We start from the raw sequence: 21,076 nt of genomic DNA, 5'->3' as shown, positions 1-21,076 counted from the left end.
TCGTGCCAGCCGCTACAGGCGATTGGTGAGCTCGCCGAGCATGTCGAACAGCCGCAAATCGACGGCCGCCGAACGCAGAATGAGAAAACCGATGATGCCGACGATCCACGCGGTCGTTTCGGAGCCGGTGCGTTCCATCCACGCGGCGAGACGGGCGAGTGGCTTCGTGACGAGGGGGGCCGCGACGACCCGCGCGACCAGGAGCAACACCGCGGGCACGATCATGACGAGGCAATAGGCAACGAGCGCGATCACGCGCGTTGGCGCACTCACGCCGGCATCGGCCAGCGCCGACATCGCGACGATATACGGCAGCATCGTTGCCACTTCGACGAGCCCGGCAGCGATCGCGACGAGCATCACGGCGGTGCCACGCGTGCGCGGGTCAAGCAACCGTTCGCGCCACCGTGCGAGCCGGCCGGGCCGCGGGGCGACGACAACGTGTTCCGTGGGGACGCGAGCGGGCGGGTGCAGGGGCGTGGAACCACGCGACTGAGAAGCGGAACCGGCTGGCACGCTCGCAGCGCTAGCAACATGCGCAGATGGTTCCGCAGTACCCGAGCGCGTCTTGCCCGACGGAATCAGAAACGATGCGAGCAACAGCGCGGCACCAACGACGAGTCGTACCGTCGCGCCGGCGGGTGACGACAAGAATTCGGTGGCAACGCTGGCCAGGTTCACGAAGCCCCACAAGAACATGAGTCCGACGAGGAGGTAGAAGCCGGCGATCGTCGCAAGGTAGAGCAGGATGCGGCCGACCCGAACGCGCCCCGGTTTCAGCAACAAAAACAGCGGAATAAGAAGGGTTCCGATGCTGAGGCTGTCGATGAGTGCCAACGCGCCGAGGCCCAGGGGGAGGGGGAGTCCGCCGAAAATGTCCATGCCACCAGACTCGACTGGCTCCCGCGCATGCGGATCGGGCGAAAGATCGGTCTTGCTCGGGGCCTCCTCATCCTTTGGACGGATGTGCCTCGACGCCTCGACATGGTTTTATGGGCGCATGACGCAGGAGCGGCCCCACTGGGCGATTGCCACGTATCAGCGGCATCGGCTCATCATCGACGCGCTCGGTGTTGTGGCGCTGAGCGCCGTTCTTGCGCTGCTGGGCTTTGGCCGCAGCTGGCAGACGTACTCGGTGTTGTCGGGGGAACTTCCGGCGTGGGCGCCGCTCATCACGGTGGTTCCGGCGGCCGTGTTCATGCTGACGAAGCATCGCGCGCCGTGGCTTTCGCTCGCCGGGGCGGCTCTGCTCTTCGTCGTTGACCTGCTCACGATCGGTGGCATCGGTCCACTGCTCGTGCTGCTCGACGTGCTGTGGTTCGCAGCATTTCACGCGTCGCCGCAGGGCCGCCGCCGCTTGCTGTGGGGCATCCTGCTGACCGCGGTCCTGATCGCTGCGGGTGCGATTGCGCTCGGTAAGACCGACATCTCGATGGCGGTGTTGCTGGGTATTCAATTTGGTGTCATCTTCGCGACGGACTACTGGTGGGCGGTCGCGATGGCCCATGCCAACGAGCTTGCCGAGCTCCACAGGCAACGAGCCGACGACGCCACCGCCGAAGCTGAACGCGACCGCGCAGAAGCCGTGCGCCAAGAGCGTGAAGTGATGGCGAAAGAACTCCACGACGTGGTCGCCGGGCACGTACTCGCGATGGCGATTCGAGCTGAAGCCGCGCTCTCGACGCAGCCCGAGACAACGACCGATCGCGCTGCACTCCAGGCCGTTCGCGATGCCGGAATCGATGCCCACGCCGCGCTGCGCACCATGATTTCAGTGCTCCGCCGGGGTGATGGCGACGTGCTTCCCACGCCGAGCCTCGCCGACTTAGCCGGCCTCGTCGACGACGCCCGCCGGGCCGGACTCGAGGTCGAGGTGTCAGCCACCGAGATCGCCCCGCTGCCGGCACCGCTGGAACAGGCCGTTGTGCGCGTCGTGCGCGAAGCGCTCGCGAACTGCGTGCGGCACGCGAGCGGGGCCGCCGTCTCGGTGACACTTGATGACCACAACGACAATGTGCGGGTGCGGGTACTGTCGCAGGGCGGCAACGCGGTGACCGTGCACGGCTACACCGGCAGCGGATGGGGGCTGAGCATGCTGCGCGAGCGCGTCGACATGATGGGCGGCGACTTCACGGCGGGCCCGGTCGCCCAGGGCTGGGCCGTCGAAGCCGTGTTGCCGAGGGCGGTGGCGGCATGACGGAACCACACGACCGCACGCAGAAATCGGTGAACGACGACGAAACCATGCGATTGCGTGCCGAAAGTGAGGGCGCGATGACGGAACCAACAGTGCTGTTGGCAGACGATCACGGGGCGATTCGGTCGGGGCTGCGGATCATGCTCGAAGCCCACGGCATCGTCGTGGTGGGTGAGGCCGCCGATGGCGACGTTGCCGTGCGCAATGCCGTCGCTCTGCGCCCCGACGTCGTGCTCATGGATCTGCGTATGCCCGGACGCGACGGCGTCTCGGCAACCCAGGAGATCGTCGAGCGCGGGCTCAGCGACGTCCTCGTGCTGACCAGTTTTGATGAAGACGAACTTGTATTTGGCGCGATTCGGGCGGGCGCCGCGGGCTTTCTCCTGAAGACCGCCGACGCGGCGACGCTCGTGCAGGCGGTTCGTGCCGTCGCTGCGGGTGACGGCGTGCTCGATGCCAAAGTGACGAGGCGCGCGCTCGCGGCGGTTCAGAACGTGCCCCGGGATCCGGTCTCAACGCCCGCGGCCGGGCGCGCCGAGCTCACCGCGCGTGAGCATGAAGTGCTCGATGGAATCTCGCGGGGCCTCTCGAATCGTCAGCTTGCGGAGCACCTGGGCGTCTCACTGCCGACGGTGAAGACCCACGTTTCGAGCGTGCTGGCAAAGCTGGGCGCCCGTAGCCGTTCGCACGCCGTGGCACTTGCCCGTGGTTCCGACGGCGCGGCAACAGCGACGCCAAACCGATGACGGGCCCGCCATCGAGGTCGTCTCGCCAGCGGTGTCGACCTAGGCCGTCGGTTCGTCTGCGGCGGGTTTCGTTTCGCTAACCGCCGTGTGTGAGCTAGTGACAGGCTTCGACTCGCGCGCCGAGGCCGATGCGAAGCCCGAGATGATCGCGAGCGCCACGAGGATGTACAGCGTGTTCAGCAGGCCGATGTTTTCGCTGATGAGGCCGAGGAGCGGCGGCCCGCAGAGGAAAGCCACGTAACCGATCGTCGCGACCGCGCTCACGCGAGCAGCGGCCCGGGTGGGGTCATCGGCCGCAGCCGACATTCCGAGCGGGAAGCCCAGCGAGACGCCCGCACCCCACAGCACTGCGGCGACAAAGATGAGTTCGATCGATGGTGCCCAGATAAAGAGGATCATGCCGGCCGTCGCCGAAACAGCGAGCGCCCGCAGAATAGCGACGCGACCAAAGCGGTCAACGAGCGGTCCACCAAACAGGCGCACGACCGTCATGCTGACCGAGAAGGTCGCGAGGCCCAGTGCACCCAGCGCCTCCGTGGTTCCGTGGTCTTCCACCATCGCCAGAGCCAGCCAGTCGTTTGCGCCACCCTCGGCAAACGACATGCCCAGCATCACGAGACCGATGCCATACGTGCGCGGATCTTTCCACGCGTCGATCATCGGGGCGAGGCGCTCCCGCCATGTCGAACGAGTGCGTGATGTCGACGTTTCGGCGAACTCCGCCGCCGACCGTGGCACGTTCGTGAAGGCCACAATGGCGACGAGCGCAATGAGCCCAGCCGTGATCGTCGCGTGCGCGGCGACCGTGTAATCGAGACGAATCGCGAGGGCACCGAACGAAGCGCCGGCGACGGTACCGAGGCTGAAGAGGCCGTGAAACATCGGCAACAACGTCTTACCGGTGTGGTTTTCAATGCCGGCGCCTTCGACATTCATCATGATGTCGACGGAACCATTGCCGATGCCGAAGAGAAAGAGTCCGGCCAGCACAACGGGGTACGAGTGCGCCATGTCGGTGCCAACGCCGATAACGATAAGGCCGAGCGCGAAGGTCACGATGGAGATCGGCATCGCGCGGCGGGCGCCGAGCTTCGCGATCAGAAAAGCCGCACTGCTCAGGCCAACGAGAGAACCAATGCCAGCGCCGAGCAACAGCAGGCCCACCTGCAGGTTGTCGATGCCGAGCGCAATCTTGATGGCAGGTACGCGCGCAGCCCAGGTAGCAACGCTGAGGCCGCTCGCGAAGAAGATCGCGAAAATGGCGAACTTCCATCGCAGTAGCTGGCCTTTTGTCGTTACTTTTTCCACGCGCACAAGTGTACCGAATCGATTCGATACGCGATACTCTCGATGAGAAGGAGGCGAGATGGCAGCCAAAGTGACAATCGCTGACGTGGCACGAGCCGCGGGCGTGAGCGCGTCGACGGCGTCGGTCGTCTTCAGCGGCAAGATCAAGGTTTCCGACGAAACCGCCGCTCGCGTGCGCGCTGCCGCCGCCGAACTCGGCTACCGCGGCCCCGACCCCCGAGCCGCCTCACTGCGCACCGGGCGCTCCGGCATCGTCGGAGTCGTGATGAGCTCGTCCCTCCGCACTGCGTTTCTTGACCCGATCGCGATCGCCACGATGGATGGCATCGCGACGTCTGTCGCCCCGCTCGGCGCCGGCATCTTGCTCCTCCGCGACGATGGCAGAACGCCCGCCGCCACCGAGGTTCCGCTCGACGCCGCCGTGCTCTTCGGAACCCACAGCGAAAACCCCGAGCTCGTGCAAAACCTCATCGCTCGCGACATCCCGGTGGTTGCTGTCGAAGGCGACCCCGCGTGGGGCGTGCCCGTGATTTCACTCGACAACACTGAGGCACAGTCGCAGCTCGCGCACCATGTCGCCGGGCTCGGTCATCGCAACGTGGCAGTCGTATCGCTGCGGTGGGGGCCAACGACGGAACCAGGGTTTGTGTCGCCAGCGTCGACGCCGGTTATCGACGTCACGAGGGAGCGCCTGGCCGGCGTGCGTGAAGTTTTCGAGAATCCGAATGTTTTTTCTGCCCGCGGATCGTCCGTCGATTTCGGTATTGAGGCTGCCAACGCCATTCTCGATCAGTGCCAGCCGACGGCGATTTTGGCGCAGAGCGACCTGCTCGCGGCCGGGGTCATTCGTGCCGCCACCGAGCGGGGGCTCAGCGTGCCAAAAGACCTGTCCGTCACCGGTTTCGACGGTGTTGCGGTCGATGGTCTCGCGCCGTACCAACTGACCACGATGCACCAACCGGCATATGAAAAGGGACGTGCCGTCGGTGACGCCATCGCGCGGCTCCTTAAGGGCGAGAAAGCGCCGTCCGTTCGGTTTACGTGCACGCTCCGCCCGGGCAATACGACCGCGCCACCGGCTCATTCATCGGTAAACTAAAGAGGCCCTGCCCGCCAGTCCGATTATCGGCACGACGAGCGAAGACCTAAACATGCTCACAATCCTCGCGATTTTCGCGATTGCTCCTCTGGTGATCGTGTGGCTAGCGCGCGTCTGGGGCGCCCGCGCCTTCATCGCCGCAGCCCTTCTCCCGGCCGCCGGTTTTGTGCACGCCGCAAGCGTCACGCCGCAGATTCTGAGCGGCGAAACGGTCTTCGAAACCTACGCGTGGATACCTGAGCTCGGCATCAACATCTCCATGCGCATGGACTTCTTGGGCCTCCTGATGGCCTTCATCGTCACCGGCGTTGGCGCGCTCGTGCTGATGTACTGCGCCTGGTATTTTGCAGGAAAATCCACCGACCTGCCGCAGTTCGCGGCGGTGCTGCTCGCGTTTAGCGGGGCGATGTACGGGCTCGTACTGACCGACGACATCATCATGCTCGTGATGTTCTGGGAGCTCACCAGCATCCTCAGCTACCTGCTGATCGGCCACTATCACAACCGTGCCGTCAGCCGTCGTGCCGCACTCCAGGCCCTGTTGGTCACGACCCTCGGCGGTCTGCTGCTGTTTGTCGGTGCCGTTTTGCTTGTGGTGGAGACCGGAACCTCGTCGCTGAGTACGATTTTGGCGCTGGCTCCGACGGGGCCGGTTGTGAGTGCTGCGCTCGTGCTCATCATCATCGGTGGCCTGTCGAAGTCGGCCATTTTCCCGTTTCACTTCTGGCTGCCCGGTGCGATGGCCGCGCCCACCCCGGTCAGTGCGTATTTGCACGCCGCCGCCATGGTGAAGGCCGGCATCTACCTGTTCGCGCGTTTCGCGCCGACATTTGCCGATGACCCGGTATGGCGGCCGATCATCATTTCGCTCGGCGTTTTCACGATGCTACTGGGCGGCTTTCAGGCGATTCGCGAAACCGACCTCAAGCGCATCCTCGCGTTCGGCACAGTGAGCCAGCTCGGCCTGCTGACGACCGTGCTCGCGATGGGAACCCAGGCGACCCTCCTCGCCGGCCTCGGCCTGCTGCTCGGTCACGCGCTCTTCAAGTCGGCGCTGTTCCTCATTGTCGGTGTGATTGACCGCCAGCTCTCCACGCGTAACATCACCGAGCTCAGCGGGGTTGGCCGCCAGGCGCCGGTCATGGCGGTGTTCGCCACGATCGCCGTGGCCACGATGGTGGGCTTGCCGCCCACGATTGGCTTCGTCGCGAAAGAGGGCGCGCTCACCGGCTTCCTCACCGAAGCGCAGGGCGGCTCGGCTTGGGGCTGGGCTGGCTTCATCGGTGTCGCGCTGGGCTCGGTTCTGACGATGGCGTACGGCTGCCGCTTCTTGTGGGGCGCGTTTGCGACGAAGAAGACGGCAGACGGAACCACGCAAGAGCGCACTGAATGGCCGGATCCGCCGATGGGATTCTTGTCAGCACCCGTCATTCTGGCATCGCTGTCGTTGCTCGCCGGAGTCGCGGCCGGGTGGCTTGACCCAGCCTTCCAGCTCTACGCGACAACCGCGCCGCTCGTGAGCGCTGGTTCCACTGCCGACCCGCACGCCGCGCACCTCGCCCTCTGGCACGGGTTCGAACCGGCCCTCTTTGTGTCGGCGGCCGCCCTCATTCTGGGTGGCGCCGTGTTTTGGGTCACCCGCACCGCGACCGGTACCGACCGTGTGCTGCGCTTCACCGCTCTCGACGTGTACAACGGTGTGATGCGCGGAATTGACCGCCTCTCGGTCGTGACGACCTCGCTCACGCAGCGCGGTTCCCTCCCGATTTACGTCGCGATCATCTTCATCGTGTTCGTCGGAGCCGAGACGACAGCACTGCTCTCCTCGCCTGAATGGCGCATTGATCTCGCGGCCTGGCACACCCCGGTGCAGATCGTGGTGGCGCCCATCATGATCCTCGCCGGGGTGCTCGCCATTCGCGCGACGAAGCGGTACACCGGTGTGGTGCTGGTCTCGGTGACGGGCGTGGGCATGGTTGTGCTGTTCGCGACGAGCGGCGCTCCTGACCTTGCCCTCACGCAGATTCTTGTCGAGACGGTGACGCTCGTGGCGTTCGCCCTCGTCCTCCGACGCATCCCCGCGCGCATGGGGCACCACAACCGTTCCGTTGCCCCCATCGCCCGTGGCATGCTGGCTGGTGCGGTCGGGCTCACGATGGCCGCGGTTGCGGTGGTCGCGACCGGCGCTCGCGTTGCCGACCCGATTTCGAACGAGTTCCCGCCGCTCGCGTATGACTTTGGTCACGGCAAGAACGTCGTGAACGTCGCGCTCGTTGACCTGCGTGGTTGGGACACGATGGGCGAACTCAGCGTGCTCATTCTTGCCGCAACCGGTGTCGCCTCGCTCGTTTTTGTCACTGACCGCACTGACCTGCTGTCGCAGACCCGCGCGGTTCCGAAGGCTGCGAGCCGCCGCGGTCGCCGCCGCCCGCTGGTCGAAACCGGTGACGGCGTCGCGGCACAAACCGTCGACAACCGTTCAAACCCGCGCGCATGGCTCGTGGGCGGGCAGATGATGAAGGAGGAGACGCGATCGATCATGCTCGAAGTGATCGTTCGCGTGCTGTTCCACACCATCATCGTGGTGTCGATCTACCTGCTGTTTGCGGGCCACAACCTACCCGGCGGCGGCTTCGCCGGGGGCCTCGTTGCCGGAATGGCGCTCGTGATGCGATACATCGCCGGCGGCCGCCACGAACTGGGCGCCGCCGCACCGACCGACGCCGGCATGCTGCTGGGGGCCGGTATGACGATCGCCGTGCTGACCGCGATCGTGCCAATGTTCTTTGGCATGGCGCCGCTGGAGAGCACGTTCTGGGAGGCGGAGATTGCGTTCATCGGCCACATCGAGTTCGTGACCTCCACCATTTTCGACATTGGCGTCTACCTCGTCGTCATTGGCCTCGTGCTTGACGTGCTGCGCAGCCTCGGCGCCGAGGTTGACCGTCAAACACAAGAACGTCGCCAGCGATTGGAGCGCGCATGAACGCTTCAACCACCCTCATCGTGATCATGGGCGTGCTGTTTGCGGCGGGCGTTTACGCCATGATGGAGCGCTCTCTGACCCGCGTGCTCATTGGCTTCCTGTTGCTCGGCAACGCCACGAACCTGCTCCTGCTCATCGTGATGGGAGCTCCTGGCATCGCGCCATTCTTCGGCTCTGGTGACGCCAGTGAAATGAGTGACCCGCTACCGCAGGCCCTCACCCTGACGGCTATCGTCATCACGTTTGCCGTCAGCGCCTTCTTGCTCGCCCTTATTTACCGCTCGTGGCAATTGGGCGAGGCCGACACGGTGGAAGACGACGAGACCGACATTGCTGTTCGTGAGCGTGGCGCTGAAGAAGACGACGTCATGGACGACGAAGAGTTCGGCGACGATAACAACGATCTCGCCACTGACTTCGTGGGTACCGACACTTCACCCATCACGGTGTTGCACGCCCGCGACTTCGCCGGCATCGACGATGACGCGCCCGTTGATACGCCCGACCATCCAACCCCGAACGGAGGGGAGCGTTGATGGACATGAGCATCCTGGTTCCGCTGATCGTGACGCTCCCCCTTTTGGGAGCCGCCGTCGCGCTGATCTTCGGTCGTATGCGTCGCGTGCAGATCATCACCTCGATCGTGACGCTCACGGTCGTGTTCGTGATCGCCGCTGTGCTCCTGTTCGCGGTCGACGGCGGCACGCCGATCGCGGTGTCGGTGGGCGGGTGGCCGATTCCGTTCGGCATCGTGTTGTACGTCGACCGGCTCGCGGCACTCCTCGTCGCGGTCTCCGCCCTCGTGCTGCTCGCCGTGTTGTTGTTCTCGGTCGGCCAGGGCGCCGCTGACGGTGACGGTGAGACCCCGGTCTCGATCTTCTTCCCGTCGTACCTCATTCTGGGCGCCGGAATCTTTAACGCGTTTATCGCGGGCGACCTGTTTAACCTGTACGTCGGGTTCGAGATTCTGCTGGTCGCTTCGTTTGTGCTGATCACGCTCGGCTCGACCGAATCGCGCATTCGCAGCGGCGTGGTCTACATCGTTGTGTCGCTCGTGTCGTCGATTCTGTTCCTCGCCGCAATCGCGATGATTTACGGCGCACTCGGCACCGTCAACATGGCGCAGATCGCCGAGCGCATGGGTGAGCTGCCCGAGAGCACGCAGCTCGTGCTGCACCTCATGCTCGTGATTGCCTTCGGCATTAAGGCCGCCGTCTTCCCGGTGAGCTTCTGGCTGCCGGACTCCTACCCGACGGCGCCTGCGCCCGTCACGGCGGTGTTTGCCGGGTTGCTGACGAAGGTCGGTGTGTACGCGCTCATTCGTACCGAGACGCAACTCTTCAACTCGTCCAACATCAATACGTTGTTGTTGATCGTCGCGCTCGCCACGATGGTGGTGGGTATTCTCGGCGCCGTCGCCCAAGCCGAGTTGAAACGTATTCTGTCGTTCACGCTGGTGAGCCACATTGGTTACATGGTGTTTGGCCTCGCGATCGCGACACCGGCGGCCATCGGCGCCACCGTTTACTACACGGTGCACCACATTATTGTGCAGACGACCCTCTTCCTCGCCGTCGGCCTCATCGAGCGAAAAGCTGGTTCCACCTCCATCCTGCGCGTGCGCGGACTCATGAAGGCGGCGCCGCTCATCGCCGTGCTGTACTTCATTCCCGCGATCAACCTGGGTGGCCTGCCGCCGTTCTCCGGGTTCATCGGCAAGTTCGCGCTGTTTGGTGCGGCCGCTGAGGTGGGCACGCCGCTCATGATGGTGCTCATCGTCGGTGGCATCGTGACGAGCTTGCTGACGCTGTACGCGCTGATGCGCGCCTGGAACCTCGCCTTCTGGCGCGAAGAAGAAGATTCCGTCGAAACCGACATGCGTATTAGCTACCTCGGCAACGCGCCGGCAGCCGACGCGGCGTCGGAGCAGCGCGTGATCCCGCGCATCATGACGGCGGCAACGACCGGCATGGTCGCCGTGACGGTCGCACTGACCGTCTTCGCTGGGCCGCTGTACGACGTCTGTATGCGCATCGGCGATGCGCTGCTCACGCCGATTTCACTCGAGCAGTTGGAGGTGACCGATGATTGAAACTCGGCGCACCGCCGCCCGACAAATGTGGACCCAGCTGCCGTTCTTTGTCTGGCTGATTCTGTTGTGGATGCTGCTATGGGGCCAGTTCACGCTGCTGTCCCTCATCACCGGAACCATCGTCGCCATCGTCACGACGCGCGTCTTCCGTCTGCCGCCGGCCGATCTCTCCGGTCGCATCAACCTCTGGTACGGCCTCGTCTTCGTCGTGTCGTTCGTCGGTGCCGTCGTGATGGGCTCGCTCCAGGTCGCGTGGCATGTGTGGAGCGGCAAGCACCCGGGCACCGCCATCATTGCGGTTCCGCTCGACACCGATGACGACCTCATCATGACCCACGTCGGCGTCACGGCGTCACTCATTCCCGGCTCACTGGTCGCGCAAACCGACCGCAAGAACCGCATTCTTTACCTGCACATCATCGGGGTGAAAAACCTTGACGATGTTGAGGCTCAGCGCGCGGTCGTGCTGCGATGGGAAGACCGTATCGTGCGCGCCGTCGGCTCGCGGGAGCAGATGCAGGCCCTGAAGCAACGTGAAGCCGCCGCCAGAGACACCAGCAGCAAGCAAGCCAGCAGCAAGGAGAACGCATGACCCCCCTCCTGCTTGTTATCATCATCGTCTTTGGTGCCGCGGCGATTTTGACGATTTACCGCATCGTGCGCGGCCCGTCGATTCTTGACCGCGCCGTCGCGAGCGACGTGCTGCTCACCGAGGTGCTGTGCGTGCTGGGTGCCGAAATGGCGATTAACGACCACACCCGATCGTTGCCGGTGCTGCTGATCATCGCGGCCGTGGGTGTGTTCGGCTCGATTTCTGTTGCCCGCTATGTCGCACGGAGGGATAACCAAACCTCATGACCGGTGACCAGATGATTGACCTTGCCGTGCTGATCTTGATTCTGATCGGCGCCCTGCTGTGCCTGTCGGCGGCCGTGGGCCTGCTGCGCTTCCGTGATGTGCCGACGCGTCTGCACGCGGCGACCAAGCCCCAGGTGCTTGGATTATTGTTGATCTGCATTGCGATCGCGCTGTCGGCCCGCTCGATTCCGGCGACCGCGATGCTCGCCGCCATCGTTGTCGTGCAGTTCGCGACCGCGCCGCTGTCGGCGCACATGGTGGGTCGCCAGGCGTACCGCAACGGAACCATCGACGAAGAATCACTCCTCGTCGACGAGCTCAAGAACGCCAAGGAAACCGCGTCGGAGTAGCGTCGCTCACGCGAGAACGGACTGTCAATGACTCCCGCGCCGGGTTGGTATGAGGTTGCCGGAACCACGGATGTGCGGTGGAGGGACGGCTCACGATTCCGCGCCGTCACGCTCGTCGACGTCATGCCCCGTTACGGGTCCCGGGCCGCCGGTTGCGAGCGGCTGAGCACCACAGCGTAGGGTGGGATGGCTGTTTAGTTTTAAGGGGACAAAACAATGCACATCGCACCCGGTTGGTATGGGGTCAACGGAACCAGTGACGTGCGCTGGTGGGACGGCGCGAAATTCCGCACCATTCTGCTCCGCAACGGCGTCGTGACGTATGAAAAAGCGAAGTCGCAGCAACCCTCCATGTCGTATGTGATGGGTGCCGTCATGGTGGTGCTGGGGTTGACCCGCCTCGCCAATCCCAGCCGCAACAGCTTCGATGTCGCTTTCGCCGTTCTCTTCTTCCTCTTTGGCATTTTCAGTTTCATCAGTGCTGTCCTCGGCCAGCAGGTTGAAAAGCTTCCGGCGCCGGCCATGGGGCCATATGCTGACCCGAGCACGATGCCGTGGCCCGGTCACACCGAGCCGGGCCCCATTCCCGCAGGCTGGTATTCGGCGCCGTCGGCGAAGATGCCGCGGTGGTGGACGGGCGCTCGTTGGAGTGAATACATCAACCTGCGGCAGCACCCGATTCCTGTCGCCGGGCAGCGCGCCCGCATGGTGACGTCGATGTGGCTTGTCATTTCGGCGTTTGCCATTCTGTCACTCCTCGGGCTGGGACTCCTCGTCGTCGGCGCTCGCGAAGACGTGTCGGCGATGGCACTCACGGGTGGCATTCTATTGGGCGTTTTTGTGGTCATGGGCGTCGCGCTCGGCCTGTATTCGGCACACCTCGTGAAGGTCTACACAATGCCAACGATGCCGCCGGGGTACTCGACATGACTATCGCTCCCGGCTGGTATGCGGCGCCCGGAACCACCGATGTGCGGTGGTGGGACGGGCACAGTTTTCGTGAAGTGACGCTGGTCGATGGCACACCGCGCTATCGCTTCACCGCCGTATTCTGTGGGTCTCGCTGGCGATCGTCGCCCTCTGCGCCGGCGGAGCTGTCGCATGCGCACTGGCTGGCCAACTCGGCCCGATGACCGCGCTGATTGCCTTCGCCGTTATCGCACTTGCCGTTGGCATCGGCTATCGCGTTGCCGAACACCGGGCGATGCGGCCGTTCATTCGGCCGATGCTGCCGCCCACGGGCCAGCCGCTGGCATAGAACTGAAGCGAAGGGCGCCCGATCATCACGATCGGGCGCCCTTCGTCATTCTTACTTCTTCGGCGTGAGCGTCAGCGTGTCGACCGTTGCTGCTGCGACCGCCTTCTTCGCGAACGCCCACGGCAACTGCTTGCCATCTGCCCACAGCGGCGTCTGGTCGACGTAGTTGGGGTGGAAGGCGTGGCCGCTCGTGCCGGTGAGATGAATCCAGGTCGACGCATCCCAGTCACTGACGTCAATCACCATGCGCATCGACGGCACGGTCGTCGTTTCGAAGCTCTCGCCGATCGTCCAGCCGGTCGCGTCGACGACGCTCGCGCCACCGCCCACGTCGTACGGGCCACGGTTGAACAGCCATTCGATCGGCGCGATGCCGCTCGAACCAAACGTGTCACTTCGTAGCGTGATGGCGTGCAGCGAGCCCCAGTTCCACTTCGTAGTGTCTTCGCCCTGTAGCTCGGCCAGACGGTCGTAGGCCTTGTCGACGGCGTAGAGGAGCATTTCATCTTTGCCGTAGATGCCGAGCTTCTCGTTAACCCACCACTCTGACTCGGGGTTGTCGAGCAAGCCATCCATCACGAGGAAGAGGCGCGACTGCCCGGAGATCGGTGCCGGCACATCGCGCTCGGCAAACATCGTGACGACAAGGGTGTCCCACAGCACGTTGGCGTAAGCCGCGGCCGCGCTGCCCTTGGCGTTCTGCGCGTCCCATCCGGCCATGAGGGCAAGCGCCGCCTGCACACCTTCGCGGTCGCTCGCGACGTTGGCGACGGCCGTCGTCAGGCGCTTGCCGATGAACATCTCCTGGTCCATCTGGATCGCGCGCATCTGGTCGGCGGTGACCGGCCCCTCCGCAATGGCGGCCTCAATGAGGTTCACGATGCGGTCGGCGCGGTAGCCCTCATCCCAGTCGCGAGAGAGGAAATACGGGTAGGTGTCATCGACGATCGCCGCGTTGGCGGTGACGATGTACCCCTCCTTGGGGTTCTTGACTGCGGGCAACGCGTCAAACGGAATGTACCCCTGCCAGTCGTAGGCGCTGTCCCACCCGGGCTGCGGAATCCACCCGTCACCGGCGCCACGAATCGGCAGGTTGCCCGGTGCCTGGTAGGCGATGTTGCCCTTGACGTCGGCGTAGATGAGGTTCTGTGCGGGCACCGAGAACAGTGCCGCTGCCGCGCGGAACTCTTCAACGCTGTGAGCGGTGTTGAGGGCGAAGATAGCGGCCGGAGTCGTCGTGACCTCCAGCGCTGTCCACTTCAGGCTGACCGCGTAGCTGTCACCTTCGGGGGCCGTCTCGTACGCCGCGTTGTCGGCAATATCGGTGAAGTCGCCGGTGAGGCCCGAAACGATCGGACCGTGCACGGTCGACTTGATCGTGAGCTTAATGTCGTCGCCGCCGGCCACCTTGATGGTTTCGGTGCGCTCTTCGAAGTCAACGAGGGCGCCGTCACGCCAGTACTGGTCGCCCTGAACGCGCTCAATGTAGAGGTCAGCGACGTCGGTGGTCAGGTTGGTGAAGCCCCACGCGATCGTGTCGTTGTGGCCAATCACGACGCCGGGTAGACCCGAGAACGTGAAGCCACCCACGTCAAACGGGCAGGCGGGGGAGGGCTGCGCGCACTTCAACTGCATTTGCGTCCACACGCTCGGTAACGCCGAGCCCAAGTGCGGGTCGTTCGCGAGCAGCGGCATGCCGGTGTCAGTGTGCTCACCTGAGACCACCCACGAGTTCGAGCCGATGCCCTCGCCAGCGTCACCGACGAGCTTCTCAACGGCCTCGAGCACGCTGCCCGCGGTTTCCCATTCGATGCCGTCTTCCCCCACGGTCGGAACCGCGACTCCGGCACCTTCACCCATGGTTCCGGCACCCGCTACAGAGCCGGCGGCAATGGTGCCGGAACCATCACCGGCGCCCTGAGAAACGGTCGGCAGCAGGGCGGTGTCGACGATCGTCGGGTGCTCATCGAACGGGTACGCGGGGTACAGCTCGGCGACCTGCTCGGGAGTGAAGTCTTGGAGCAGGAGCGCGCGCGTCGTCTCGTCTTCGATGTTGGTGCGGAGGTCCCAAGCCATCGCCTTGAGCCACGCGACCGAGTCGGTCGGGGTCCACGGCTCGGGCTCGTAGCCCGGGTTCGTGAGGCCGAGAACCGAGTACTCGAGCGAGAGGTCGCCGCCCTTGTGCTCATCGAGGTAGGCGTTGACGCCTGCGGCGTACGAGTCGTAGTACCCGCGCGTGGTGTCGTCGAGCGCTTCGACCTCTTGCTCGGCAATTTCGTGCCAGCCGAGGGTGCGCAAGAACTTGTCGGTGCCGACCTGTGACGTGCCGAACAGCTCGGCAACGCGGCCGGCGGTGACGTGGCGGCGGAAGTCCATCTCCCAGAAGCGATCCTGGGCGTGGGCGTAACCCTGCGCGAAGAACAGGTCATCGGTGTTCTGCGCGGTGATCGTGGGCACGCCCTGTTCGTTGCGCTGGATCGTGACTTCAGCCGAGAGCCCCTCGACGTCGACGGAGCCGTTGTACGTCGGGAAGGGGCGCTGGATCGTCCAACTCAGCAACGCGGACGCTGTGATCACAACGACGACAATGATCGCGAGAATTGTGAGTGCGGAGCGTTTCACAATGGTTCCGGCGGTGAGTGGCTTCTTGGCCACAACGGTCGGTGTTTCAGTCGTCATTGAGCTTTCCCCCTGCGTGATGGAGACCGTGGCTCAGTATCAAGCCCGTTCCAGCCCCCGTTGGCATCGTACCCAATTGACCTGTGGTGGCGTCAGACTCGCTTGGTGTCGCGTCGGAAAAATAGCACGGCGAGCGCGGTGAAGAGGGCGAACCAGAACACCAGATTCGGTACCGCCCAGATGCTGGGGGCCGCGCCGATGATGGCGCTCTGCGCAAGGTTCGCGATGCCCCAGAGCGGCGTGAACTGTGCGGTCAGCTGCACGATGTCGGGGAGCGCATTGAGCGGAACAAACAGGCCGCCCATGAAGGCGAGCACGGGAAGCAGGGGCCCCATGTACCGCATCGCGTTTTGCGAGGGGAACGCGTAGCCGACGGCGAGGCCGAGGCTTGTCATCGACATGGAGGTGAGCCACGCGAGAACACCGGCCGCGATAAGGTTCGGCAACGGTGCGGTGATGCCGAGGACGGCGCCCGCGATGATCGTGATGACGACCGCGATCGCGGAGAGCACCATGCCAGTGCCGACCTTGATGAGGATGTACACGAGCGGGTTGAGGGGCGTGAGGCGCAGCTGACGCGACCAGCCCATGCCGCGTTCGTATGCGACGGTGACGCCGGTCATCGTCGAGCCGACGAGCGCCGCGTACACCGCCATCGAGATCATGATCGGCAACGCTGCTGACGTACCGCCGTCGGCGACCGGAACCTCGGAGAGGCTGGTGTTCTTGAGTGGCAGGGCCACGAGGAGCAGCATCGCAACGGGGAACACGACCGTGAAGATGATGACCGAATAGTTGCGGAACAGGCGCTTCAGTTCGAGACCGAAGAACGTCCAGGAGAAGCCGCCGTAGCGGGGCACCTGGCGGTTGGTGACGTCGATGCGTTCCATGTCAGTTCTCCTCGCTGGTCAGGCGCAGGAAGGCCTGCTCGAGATTCTGGCTGGTGACGGTGACGTCGCGGGCCTCGGTCTGGGTGAGAAGGTAGCGGGCGACGGTGTCGGAGTCGCCGGTGTGAATCACGATGCGGTTGCCGCGGATCGTGACGTCTTCGGCGGCGGGAATGGCGGCAATCTGCTGTTCGGTTGCTCCGGGCAATTCGGCCTCCACCCGGCGGCCGGAAGCCATCGCTTTAATCTCAGCCGTGGTTCCGTCAGCCACAATCTGGCCCTGACGGATCAGGATGATGCGGTCGGCGTACTGGTCGGCTTCTTCGAGGTAGTGGGTCGCGAAAACAACGGTGCGGCCGCGCTGCGCGTCGGCGTGAATCGCCTGCCAGAACGAGTGGCGGCCTTCGACGTCCATGCCGGTCGTCGGCTCATCGAGCACGATGAGCGCCGGGTCGCTGACGAGGGCCATGGCGAAACGCAGGCGCTGCTTCTGACCGCCGGAGCACTGCTGCACGCGCTTGCTCGCAATGTCGGTGATGCCAGCGCGGGCCATGGCGTCGTCGATGCTGATGGTGCCGGCGAATAGGGACGCGGTCATGCGCATGGTGTCGCGCACTGTGACGTCTCCGAGCAGGCCGCCGGTCTGCATGACGGCCGAGACGAGGCCCTTCGCGATCGCGGCGCGGGGCGTCATGCCGAACAGTTCGACGGCGCCGCTCGTGGGCTGGCTAAGGCCGAGCAGCATGTCGATCGTCGTGGTCTTGCCGGCGCCGTTCGGGCCGAGAAACGCGACGACTTCGCCGGGGTTGACGGTGATGCTCACGCCGTCGACGGCGGTGTGTGAGCCGAACGTCTTCGTCAACGACGTGGCGCGCACTGCTGGTGTCATGGTTCCAGCCCACTCCTGTTTTGTGTGATTCGCAAATCGGGGCCCGCCTCAGGCGGCCGACATGACGAAGCGGGGCTCCAGCGCATGTGCTGGACCCCCGCTTCGAGTGACAATCAGTCGGTGCCGGCGTCGAACGCAGCCGACTCGCCAGCAGCGTCGAACTCGGCCGCAGCGGCCTTCTGCTCGGCGGTGCCTTCAGCGATTTCAGCGGCGTCGCCCTGCTTGTAGCCACCGACGAGTTCGCCGGTCGGGCCACCGATGAGGCCGAGCGTTGCGTACTGCTCGAGGCGCGAACGCGAGTCTGCGATGTCGAGGTTGCGCATCGTGAGTTGGCCGATGCGGTCCTTCGGACCGAACGCGGCGTCGCCGACGCGCTCCATCGAGAGCTTCTCTGCCGCGTACGACAGGTTGGCCGACTCGGTGTTGAGGATCGTGTAGTCCTCACCGCGGCGCAGGCGCAGCGTGACGGTACCCGAGATCGTCGAACCGACCCACTTCTGAATCGACTCGCGCAGCATAAGCGACTGCGGCTCGAGCCAGCGGCCTTCATACATGAGGCGGCCGAGGCGACGACCCTGCTCGTGGTACGTCGCGAGAGTGTCTTCGTTGAGGATGCCGTTGACGAGACGCTCGTAAGCGGTGAACAGCAGGGCCATGCCCGGTGCCTCGTAGATACCGCGCGACTTCGCTTCGATGATGCGGTTCTCGATCTGGTCGCTCATGCCGAGGCCGTGGCGGCCACCGATGCGGTTCGCCTCGAGCACCAGTTCGACCGGGTTCGCGAACTCCTTGCCGCCCAGGGCAACGGGGCGACCGGCGTCGAACGTGACGGTGACGTCTTCGGTTTCGATCTCAACCGACGGGTCCCAGAACTTGACGCCCATGATCGGTTCGACGGTCTCAAGCGAAACGTCGAGGAACTCGAGGGTCTTGGCTTCGTGGGTGGCACCCCAAATGTTGGCGTCGGTCGAATATGCCTTTTCAGCCGAGTCGCGGTACGGGTAGCCGTTGGCGACGAGCCATTCGCTCATCTCCTGGCGGCCGCCGAGCTGCGAAACGAAGTCAGCGTCAAGCCACGGCTTGTAAATGCGCAGGGCGGGGTTGGCGAGCAGGCCGTAGCGGTAGAAGCGCTCGATGTCGTTGCCCTTGTAGGTGGAACCATCGCCCCAGATGTCGACGCCATCTTCCTTCATGGCGCGCACCAGGAGCGTGCCGGTGACGGCGCGACCGATCGGCGTGGTGTTGAAGTACGTGCGTCCGCCCGAGCGGATGTGGAATGCTCCGGTCTGCAGGGCAACGAAGCCCTCTTCGACGAGTGCCGTCTTGCAGTCGATCAGACGCGAAACCTCAGCGCCGTACTCGAGGGCGCGGCCCGGGATCGACTCAATGTCGTCTTCATCAGGCTGGCCGAGATCACCCGTGTAGGTGCACGGAACCGCTCCGTTGTGTCGCATCCAAGCGACGGCTACGGAGGTGTCGAGCCCTCCCGAGAATGCGATGCCGACGCGCTCGCCGACGGGAAGGGATTCGAGAACCTTAGACATGGTTTCAGTCTACCGGCCGATCCGGCGCGATTTTGCGGAGCTCGTGATCGTTCGCGCGCTCTTATACACGCCGTTACTGATCGCGCGCAACCCCCTTTGTGCGTTTAGCGGGCAATCAGTAACGTCTTGACCACACCAACAGCGGTGTGCTCCCAAAACTTGGGGCCCCCAGATAGGAGTTCTGACATGACCTTCCTCGGTTTTCTTTTGCTTGGACTGATTGCCGGCGTTATCGCAAAGGCACTGCTTCCCGGACGCCAGGGTGGCGGCTGGATCGCAACCCTCGTCCTCGGTGTCGTGGGAGCTTTGCTGGGTGGTTGGCTCGGTAGTGTCCTGTTCAACCGTCCGCTCACTGAGTTCTTCGACCTTCAGACCTGGTTGCTCGCGATCGCGGGTGCCCTGATCGTGCTCCTGATCTACGGCATGCTCACCCGCGGATCCGCTAAGACGCGACCATAAGGCGTAGCGTACGTGAGGGGCCCAGCCTGTTGGCTGGGCCCCTTTTTCATATGCCAAGTGAAGAGGTCACATCGAGGCAGCTCCCGTTGGTGTCGTGTGCCTGAGGAACAGCACAAGCCTGATAGGCCCCGCTCCGGGTGCGTCGTAGTAGCACGGCTTCGGCATTGAGCAATCGGGGCCACTCGGTGCCGGTGAGGGTGCTGATGCCCGCGCGGAGGAAAACACCGTGGGCGACGACGATCGTGGGCGATTTCTCGGCGCGGTCATATTCGCGAGCGAGTGCGAGGGCCGCCCGTTTGCGAAGCACAGGCCAGGGCTCCGCATCAGGAAACTCGCCATCGGGCCAGCGGGCAAACATATCATCGACCGGCTGCCCTTCGGCGACGCCGAAGTCGCGCTCGATGAGGTTAGCCACCCGCGTGGGCGCTTCGAGACCGAGCGCCTCGGCGAGAATTTCTGCACTCTGCCGGGCACGTGTGAGTGGCGAGGAGACAATGCGGGCCCACTCCGCGGTGTCGCGCAGTTGCAGAGCGAGGGCCGAGATCTGCTCGCGGCCTGCTGCGTCGAGCGCAATGTCTGAGCGCCCTTGAAAGAGGCGTCGATCGTTCCACGGAGTGCGGCCGTGGCGCACGAGAGCCAGCATTATGCGCTCACAAGAGGTGGGGCCGCGGGGGCGGTGTCTTGGCGAAACGCGTGCACACCTGAAACCTCGACGCGAACCCGGTCGCCGTGCAGGGGGCGATAGCCCACTGTCTTAACGCGAAAGCTCATGCCCGCCCAATCGACGACGAGGTCGCCGCCATCCGCAGTGAACAAGGACGAACGCACAATCGCATCGCCATCCGGGTCAGCAACCACGCGCACGTCCTGGCGAGCGATCGCAGCTTCGGCGACGCCATCGCCAGCGACATCTCCGCCGATGAGGGGCGCGGTCAGCGGGTGGTCGGCAGCGGAGAAGATGCCGTCGGAGACCGTGCCCGCCACGACCGTCGCGTCATTCAAGAATGTGGCGACAAACGTCGATGCCGGGTTGCTGAGAACCTCCGCCGGGGTACCGATCTGTTGCACGCGACCGGCATCCATGATCATGACGCGATCGGCAATCGCAAGCGCCTCAGCACGGTCATGCGTGACATGCACCACCGTGGTTCCGAAGTCCCGTGTCAGCGCGTGTAATTCGAGACGCAGGCGGTCGCGGAGAGGCTCATCGAGGGCAGACAGCGCTTCGTCGAGCAGAAGAACACGTGGCCGAGTGACGAGGGCGCGTGCCAGCGCGACTCGCTGACGTTGTCCGCCGGAGAGCGTTGCCGGGTCGCGTCCCGCGTAGCCTTCGAGGCCCACGAGCGCGAGCATTTCCTCAACCCGTTGGTGGCGCTCAGTTCGAGCAATACGAGCCCGACGCAGCGGGTAGTCAACGTTGCGGGCCACGTTCCAGTGCGGCCAGACCGCGTGCTGCTGAAAAACCATGCCAAGCCCACGAGCCTCGGGCGGAATCGGGCGGCCAGCACCCGCGACGACCTCGCCGCCGATCGAAATCTGGCCGGCCGTTGGCGTCAAGAACCCAGCGATCGTGCGCAACAACGTGGTCTTGCCTGACCCCGACGGGCCGACGAGCGCGATCGATTCGCCGTCGGCGACCGTCAGGTCGATGTCGGCAAGACCGAGCGTGCCGTTCGGGTAGCGCAGCGATACCGCGTCAACAGAGACAGAAGCCATGATGTCCT

Annotated in this window: 21 protein-coding genes; 13 read left to right on the top strand and 8 right to left on the bottom strand. The window is 64.5% G+C overall.

Going from position 1 to position 21,076, the window contains the following annotated elements:
• Positions 1-12 precede the first annotated feature (12 nt).
• Positions 13-882 (bottom strand): GAP family protein, encoded by an 870-nt coding sequence (locus ACQUSY_RS03305; RefSeq protein WP_428903087.1) that lies wholly within the window; start codon positions 880-882, stop codon positions 13-15.
• Positions 883-1,000: 118 nt separating this feature from the next.
• Between ACQUSY_RS03305 and ACQUSY_RS03300 the strand changes: the two genes are divergently transcribed.
• Together ACQUSY_RS03300 and ACQUSY_RS03295 are read left to right on the top strand one after the other, a co-directional pair.
• The gene (locus tag ACQUSY_RS03300; protein WP_428903086.1) at positions 1,001-2,197 is read left to right on the top strand and encodes a sensor histidine kinase; all 1,197 of its coding nucleotides are present in this window, start codon (positions 1,001-1,003) and stop codon (positions 2,195-2,197) included.
• Between the two features lie 77 nt (positions 2,198-2,274).
• Positions 2,275-2,943 carry a response regulator gene (locus ACQUSY_RS03295; protein ID WP_428903112.1) on the top strand — a complete coding sequence of 223 codons (669 nt, stop codon included), beginning with the start codon at positions 2,275-2,277 and terminating at the stop codon, positions 2,941-2,943.
• A gap of 39 nt (positions 2,944-2,982) precedes the next feature.
• On the opposite strand, the gene ACQUSY_RS03290 is transcribed toward ACQUSY_RS03295, so the two are convergent.
• On the bottom strand, positions 2,983-4,251 hold the full coding sequence (locus ACQUSY_RS03290) for an MFS transporter (RefSeq protein WP_428903085.1): 1,269 nt from the start codon (positions 4,249-4,251) through the stop codon (positions 2,983-2,985).
• A 58-nt stretch (positions 4,252-4,309) separates the two neighbouring features.
• Between ACQUSY_RS03290 and ACQUSY_RS03285 the strand changes: the two genes are divergently transcribed.
• From ACQUSY_RS03285 to ACQUSY_RS03240, 10 genes are all read left to right on the top strand, one after another.
• Entirely contained in the window at positions 4,310-5,350 is a 1,041-nt protein-coding gene (locus ACQUSY_RS03285; RefSeq protein WP_428903084.1) for a LacI family DNA-binding transcriptional regulator, read from the top strand.
• Between the two features lie 52 nt (positions 5,351-5,402).
• Complete coding sequence (locus ACQUSY_RS03280) at positions 5,403-8,336, top strand: Na+/H+ antiporter subunit A (protein WP_428903083.1); 2,934 nt, start codon at positions 5,403-5,405, stop codon at positions 8,334-8,336.
• On the top strand, positions 8,333-8,872 hold the full coding sequence (locus ACQUSY_RS03275; protein ID WP_428903082.1) for a Na(+)/H(+) antiporter subunit C: 540 nt from the start codon (positions 8,333-8,335) through the stop codon (positions 8,870-8,872). Before ACQUSY_RS03280 ends, ACQUSY_RS03275 begins: the two co-directional genes overlap by 4 nt.
• Before the next feature lie 5 nt (positions 8,873-8,877).
• A complete protein-coding gene (locus ACQUSY_RS03270; RefSeq protein ID WP_428903111.1) occupies positions 8,878-10,428 on the top strand; it encodes a Na+/H+ antiporter subunit D in 1,551 nt (516 codons plus the stop codon).
• Positions 10,421-11,020, top strand: coding sequence for a Na+/H+ antiporter subunit E (locus tag ACQUSY_RS03265; RefSeq protein ID WP_428903081.1), 600 nt, complete (start codon positions 10,421-10,423; stop codon positions 11,018-11,020). The genes ACQUSY_RS03270 and ACQUSY_RS03265 overlap by 8 nt, the downstream gene beginning before the upstream one ends.
• Positions 11,017-11,286 carry an MrpF/PhaF family protein gene (locus tag ACQUSY_RS03260; protein WP_428903080.1) on the top strand — a complete coding sequence of 90 codons (270 nt, stop codon included), beginning with the start codon at positions 11,017-11,019 and terminating at the stop codon, positions 11,284-11,286. The genes ACQUSY_RS03265 and ACQUSY_RS03260 overlap by 4 nt, the downstream gene beginning before the upstream one ends.
• Positions 11,283-11,636, top strand: coding sequence for a monovalent cation/H(+) antiporter subunit G (gene mnhG / locus ACQUSY_RS03255; RefSeq protein WP_428903079.1), 354 nt, complete (start codon positions 11,283-11,285; stop codon positions 11,634-11,636). Before ACQUSY_RS03260 ends, mnhG begins: the two co-directional genes overlap by 4 nt.
• Before the next feature lie 216 nt (positions 11,637-11,852).
• Complete coding sequence (locus ACQUSY_RS03250) at positions 11,853-12,566, top strand: hypothetical protein (RefSeq protein WP_428903078.1); 714 nt, start codon at positions 11,853-11,855, stop codon at positions 12,564-12,566.
• A complete protein-coding gene (locus ACQUSY_RS03245; RefSeq protein WP_428903077.1) occupies positions 12,563-12,769 on the top strand; it encodes a DUF2510 domain-containing protein in 207 nt (68 codons plus the stop codon). The genes ACQUSY_RS03250 and ACQUSY_RS03245 overlap by 4 nt, the downstream gene beginning before the upstream one ends.
• A complete protein-coding gene (locus ACQUSY_RS03240) occupies positions 12,766-12,894 on the top strand; it encodes a hypothetical protein (protein ID WP_428903076.1) in 129 nt (42 codons plus the stop codon). Before ACQUSY_RS03245 ends, ACQUSY_RS03240 begins: the two co-directional genes overlap by 4 nt.
• A gap of 51 nt (positions 12,895-12,945) precedes the next feature.
• Here the strand turns inward: ACQUSY_RS03240 and ACQUSY_RS03235 are convergent, their stop codons facing one another.
• From ACQUSY_RS03235 to argG, 4 genes are all read right to left on the bottom strand, one after another.
• On the bottom strand, positions 12,946-15,573 hold the full coding sequence (locus ACQUSY_RS03235) for a penicillin acylase family protein (protein WP_428903075.1): 2,628 nt from the start codon (positions 15,571-15,573) through the stop codon (positions 12,946-12,948).
• 92 nt (positions 15,574-15,665) lie between these two features.
• Positions 15,666-16,463, bottom strand: coding sequence for an ABC transporter permease (locus tag ACQUSY_RS03230; protein ID WP_428903074.1), 798 nt, complete (start codon positions 16,461-16,463; stop codon positions 15,666-15,668).
• 1 nt (position 16,464) lies between these two features.
• Positions 16,465-17,349 (bottom strand): ABC transporter ATP-binding protein, encoded by an 885-nt coding sequence (locus ACQUSY_RS03225; protein WP_428903073.1) that lies wholly within the window; start codon positions 17,347-17,349, stop codon positions 16,465-16,467.
• A gap of 113 nt (positions 17,350-17,462) precedes the next feature.
• The gene (argG, locus tag ACQUSY_RS03220) at positions 17,463-18,893 is read right to left on the bottom strand and encodes an argininosuccinate synthase (RefSeq protein WP_428903072.1); all 1,431 of its coding nucleotides are present in this window, start codon (positions 18,891-18,893) and stop codon (positions 17,463-17,465) included.
• Positions 18,894-19,079: 186 nt separating this feature from the next.
• Here argG and ACQUSY_RS03215 point away from each other — a divergent pair, with 186 nt between their 5' ends.
• On the top strand, positions 19,080-19,352 hold the full coding sequence (locus tag ACQUSY_RS03215) for a GlsB/YeaQ/YmgE family stress response membrane protein (protein ID WP_428903071.1): 273 nt from the start codon (positions 19,080-19,082) through the stop codon (positions 19,350-19,352).
• A gap of 46 nt (positions 19,353-19,398) precedes the next feature.
• Here ACQUSY_RS03215 and ACQUSY_RS03210 read toward each other — a convergent pair whose 3' ends face one another.
• Both ACQUSY_RS03210 and ACQUSY_RS03205 read right to left on the bottom strand, forming a co-directional pair.
• Positions 19,399-19,995 carry a histidine phosphatase family protein gene (locus ACQUSY_RS03210; RefSeq protein WP_428903070.1) on the bottom strand — a complete coding sequence of 199 codons (597 nt, stop codon included), beginning with the start codon at positions 19,993-19,995 and terminating at the stop codon, positions 19,399-19,401.
• Positions 19,995-21,068: an ABC transporter ATP-binding protein gene (locus tag ACQUSY_RS03205; RefSeq protein ID WP_428903069.1), complete on the bottom strand. Its 1,074-nt coding sequence runs from the start codon at positions 21,066-21,068 to the stop codon at positions 19,995-19,997. Before ACQUSY_RS03205 ends, ACQUSY_RS03210 begins: the two co-directional genes overlap by 1 nt.
• Between the last annotated feature and the right edge of the window lie 8 nt (positions 21,069-21,076).

Source organism: Microbacterium daqui, assembly GCF_050408675.1.
Classification (GTDB): Bacteria; Actinomycetota; Actinomycetes; order Actinomycetales; family Microbacteriaceae; genus Microbacterium.
The sequence above is the reverse complement of the archived record's forward strand: the minus strand, read 5'-3'. Positions and strand labels throughout refer to the sequence as shown.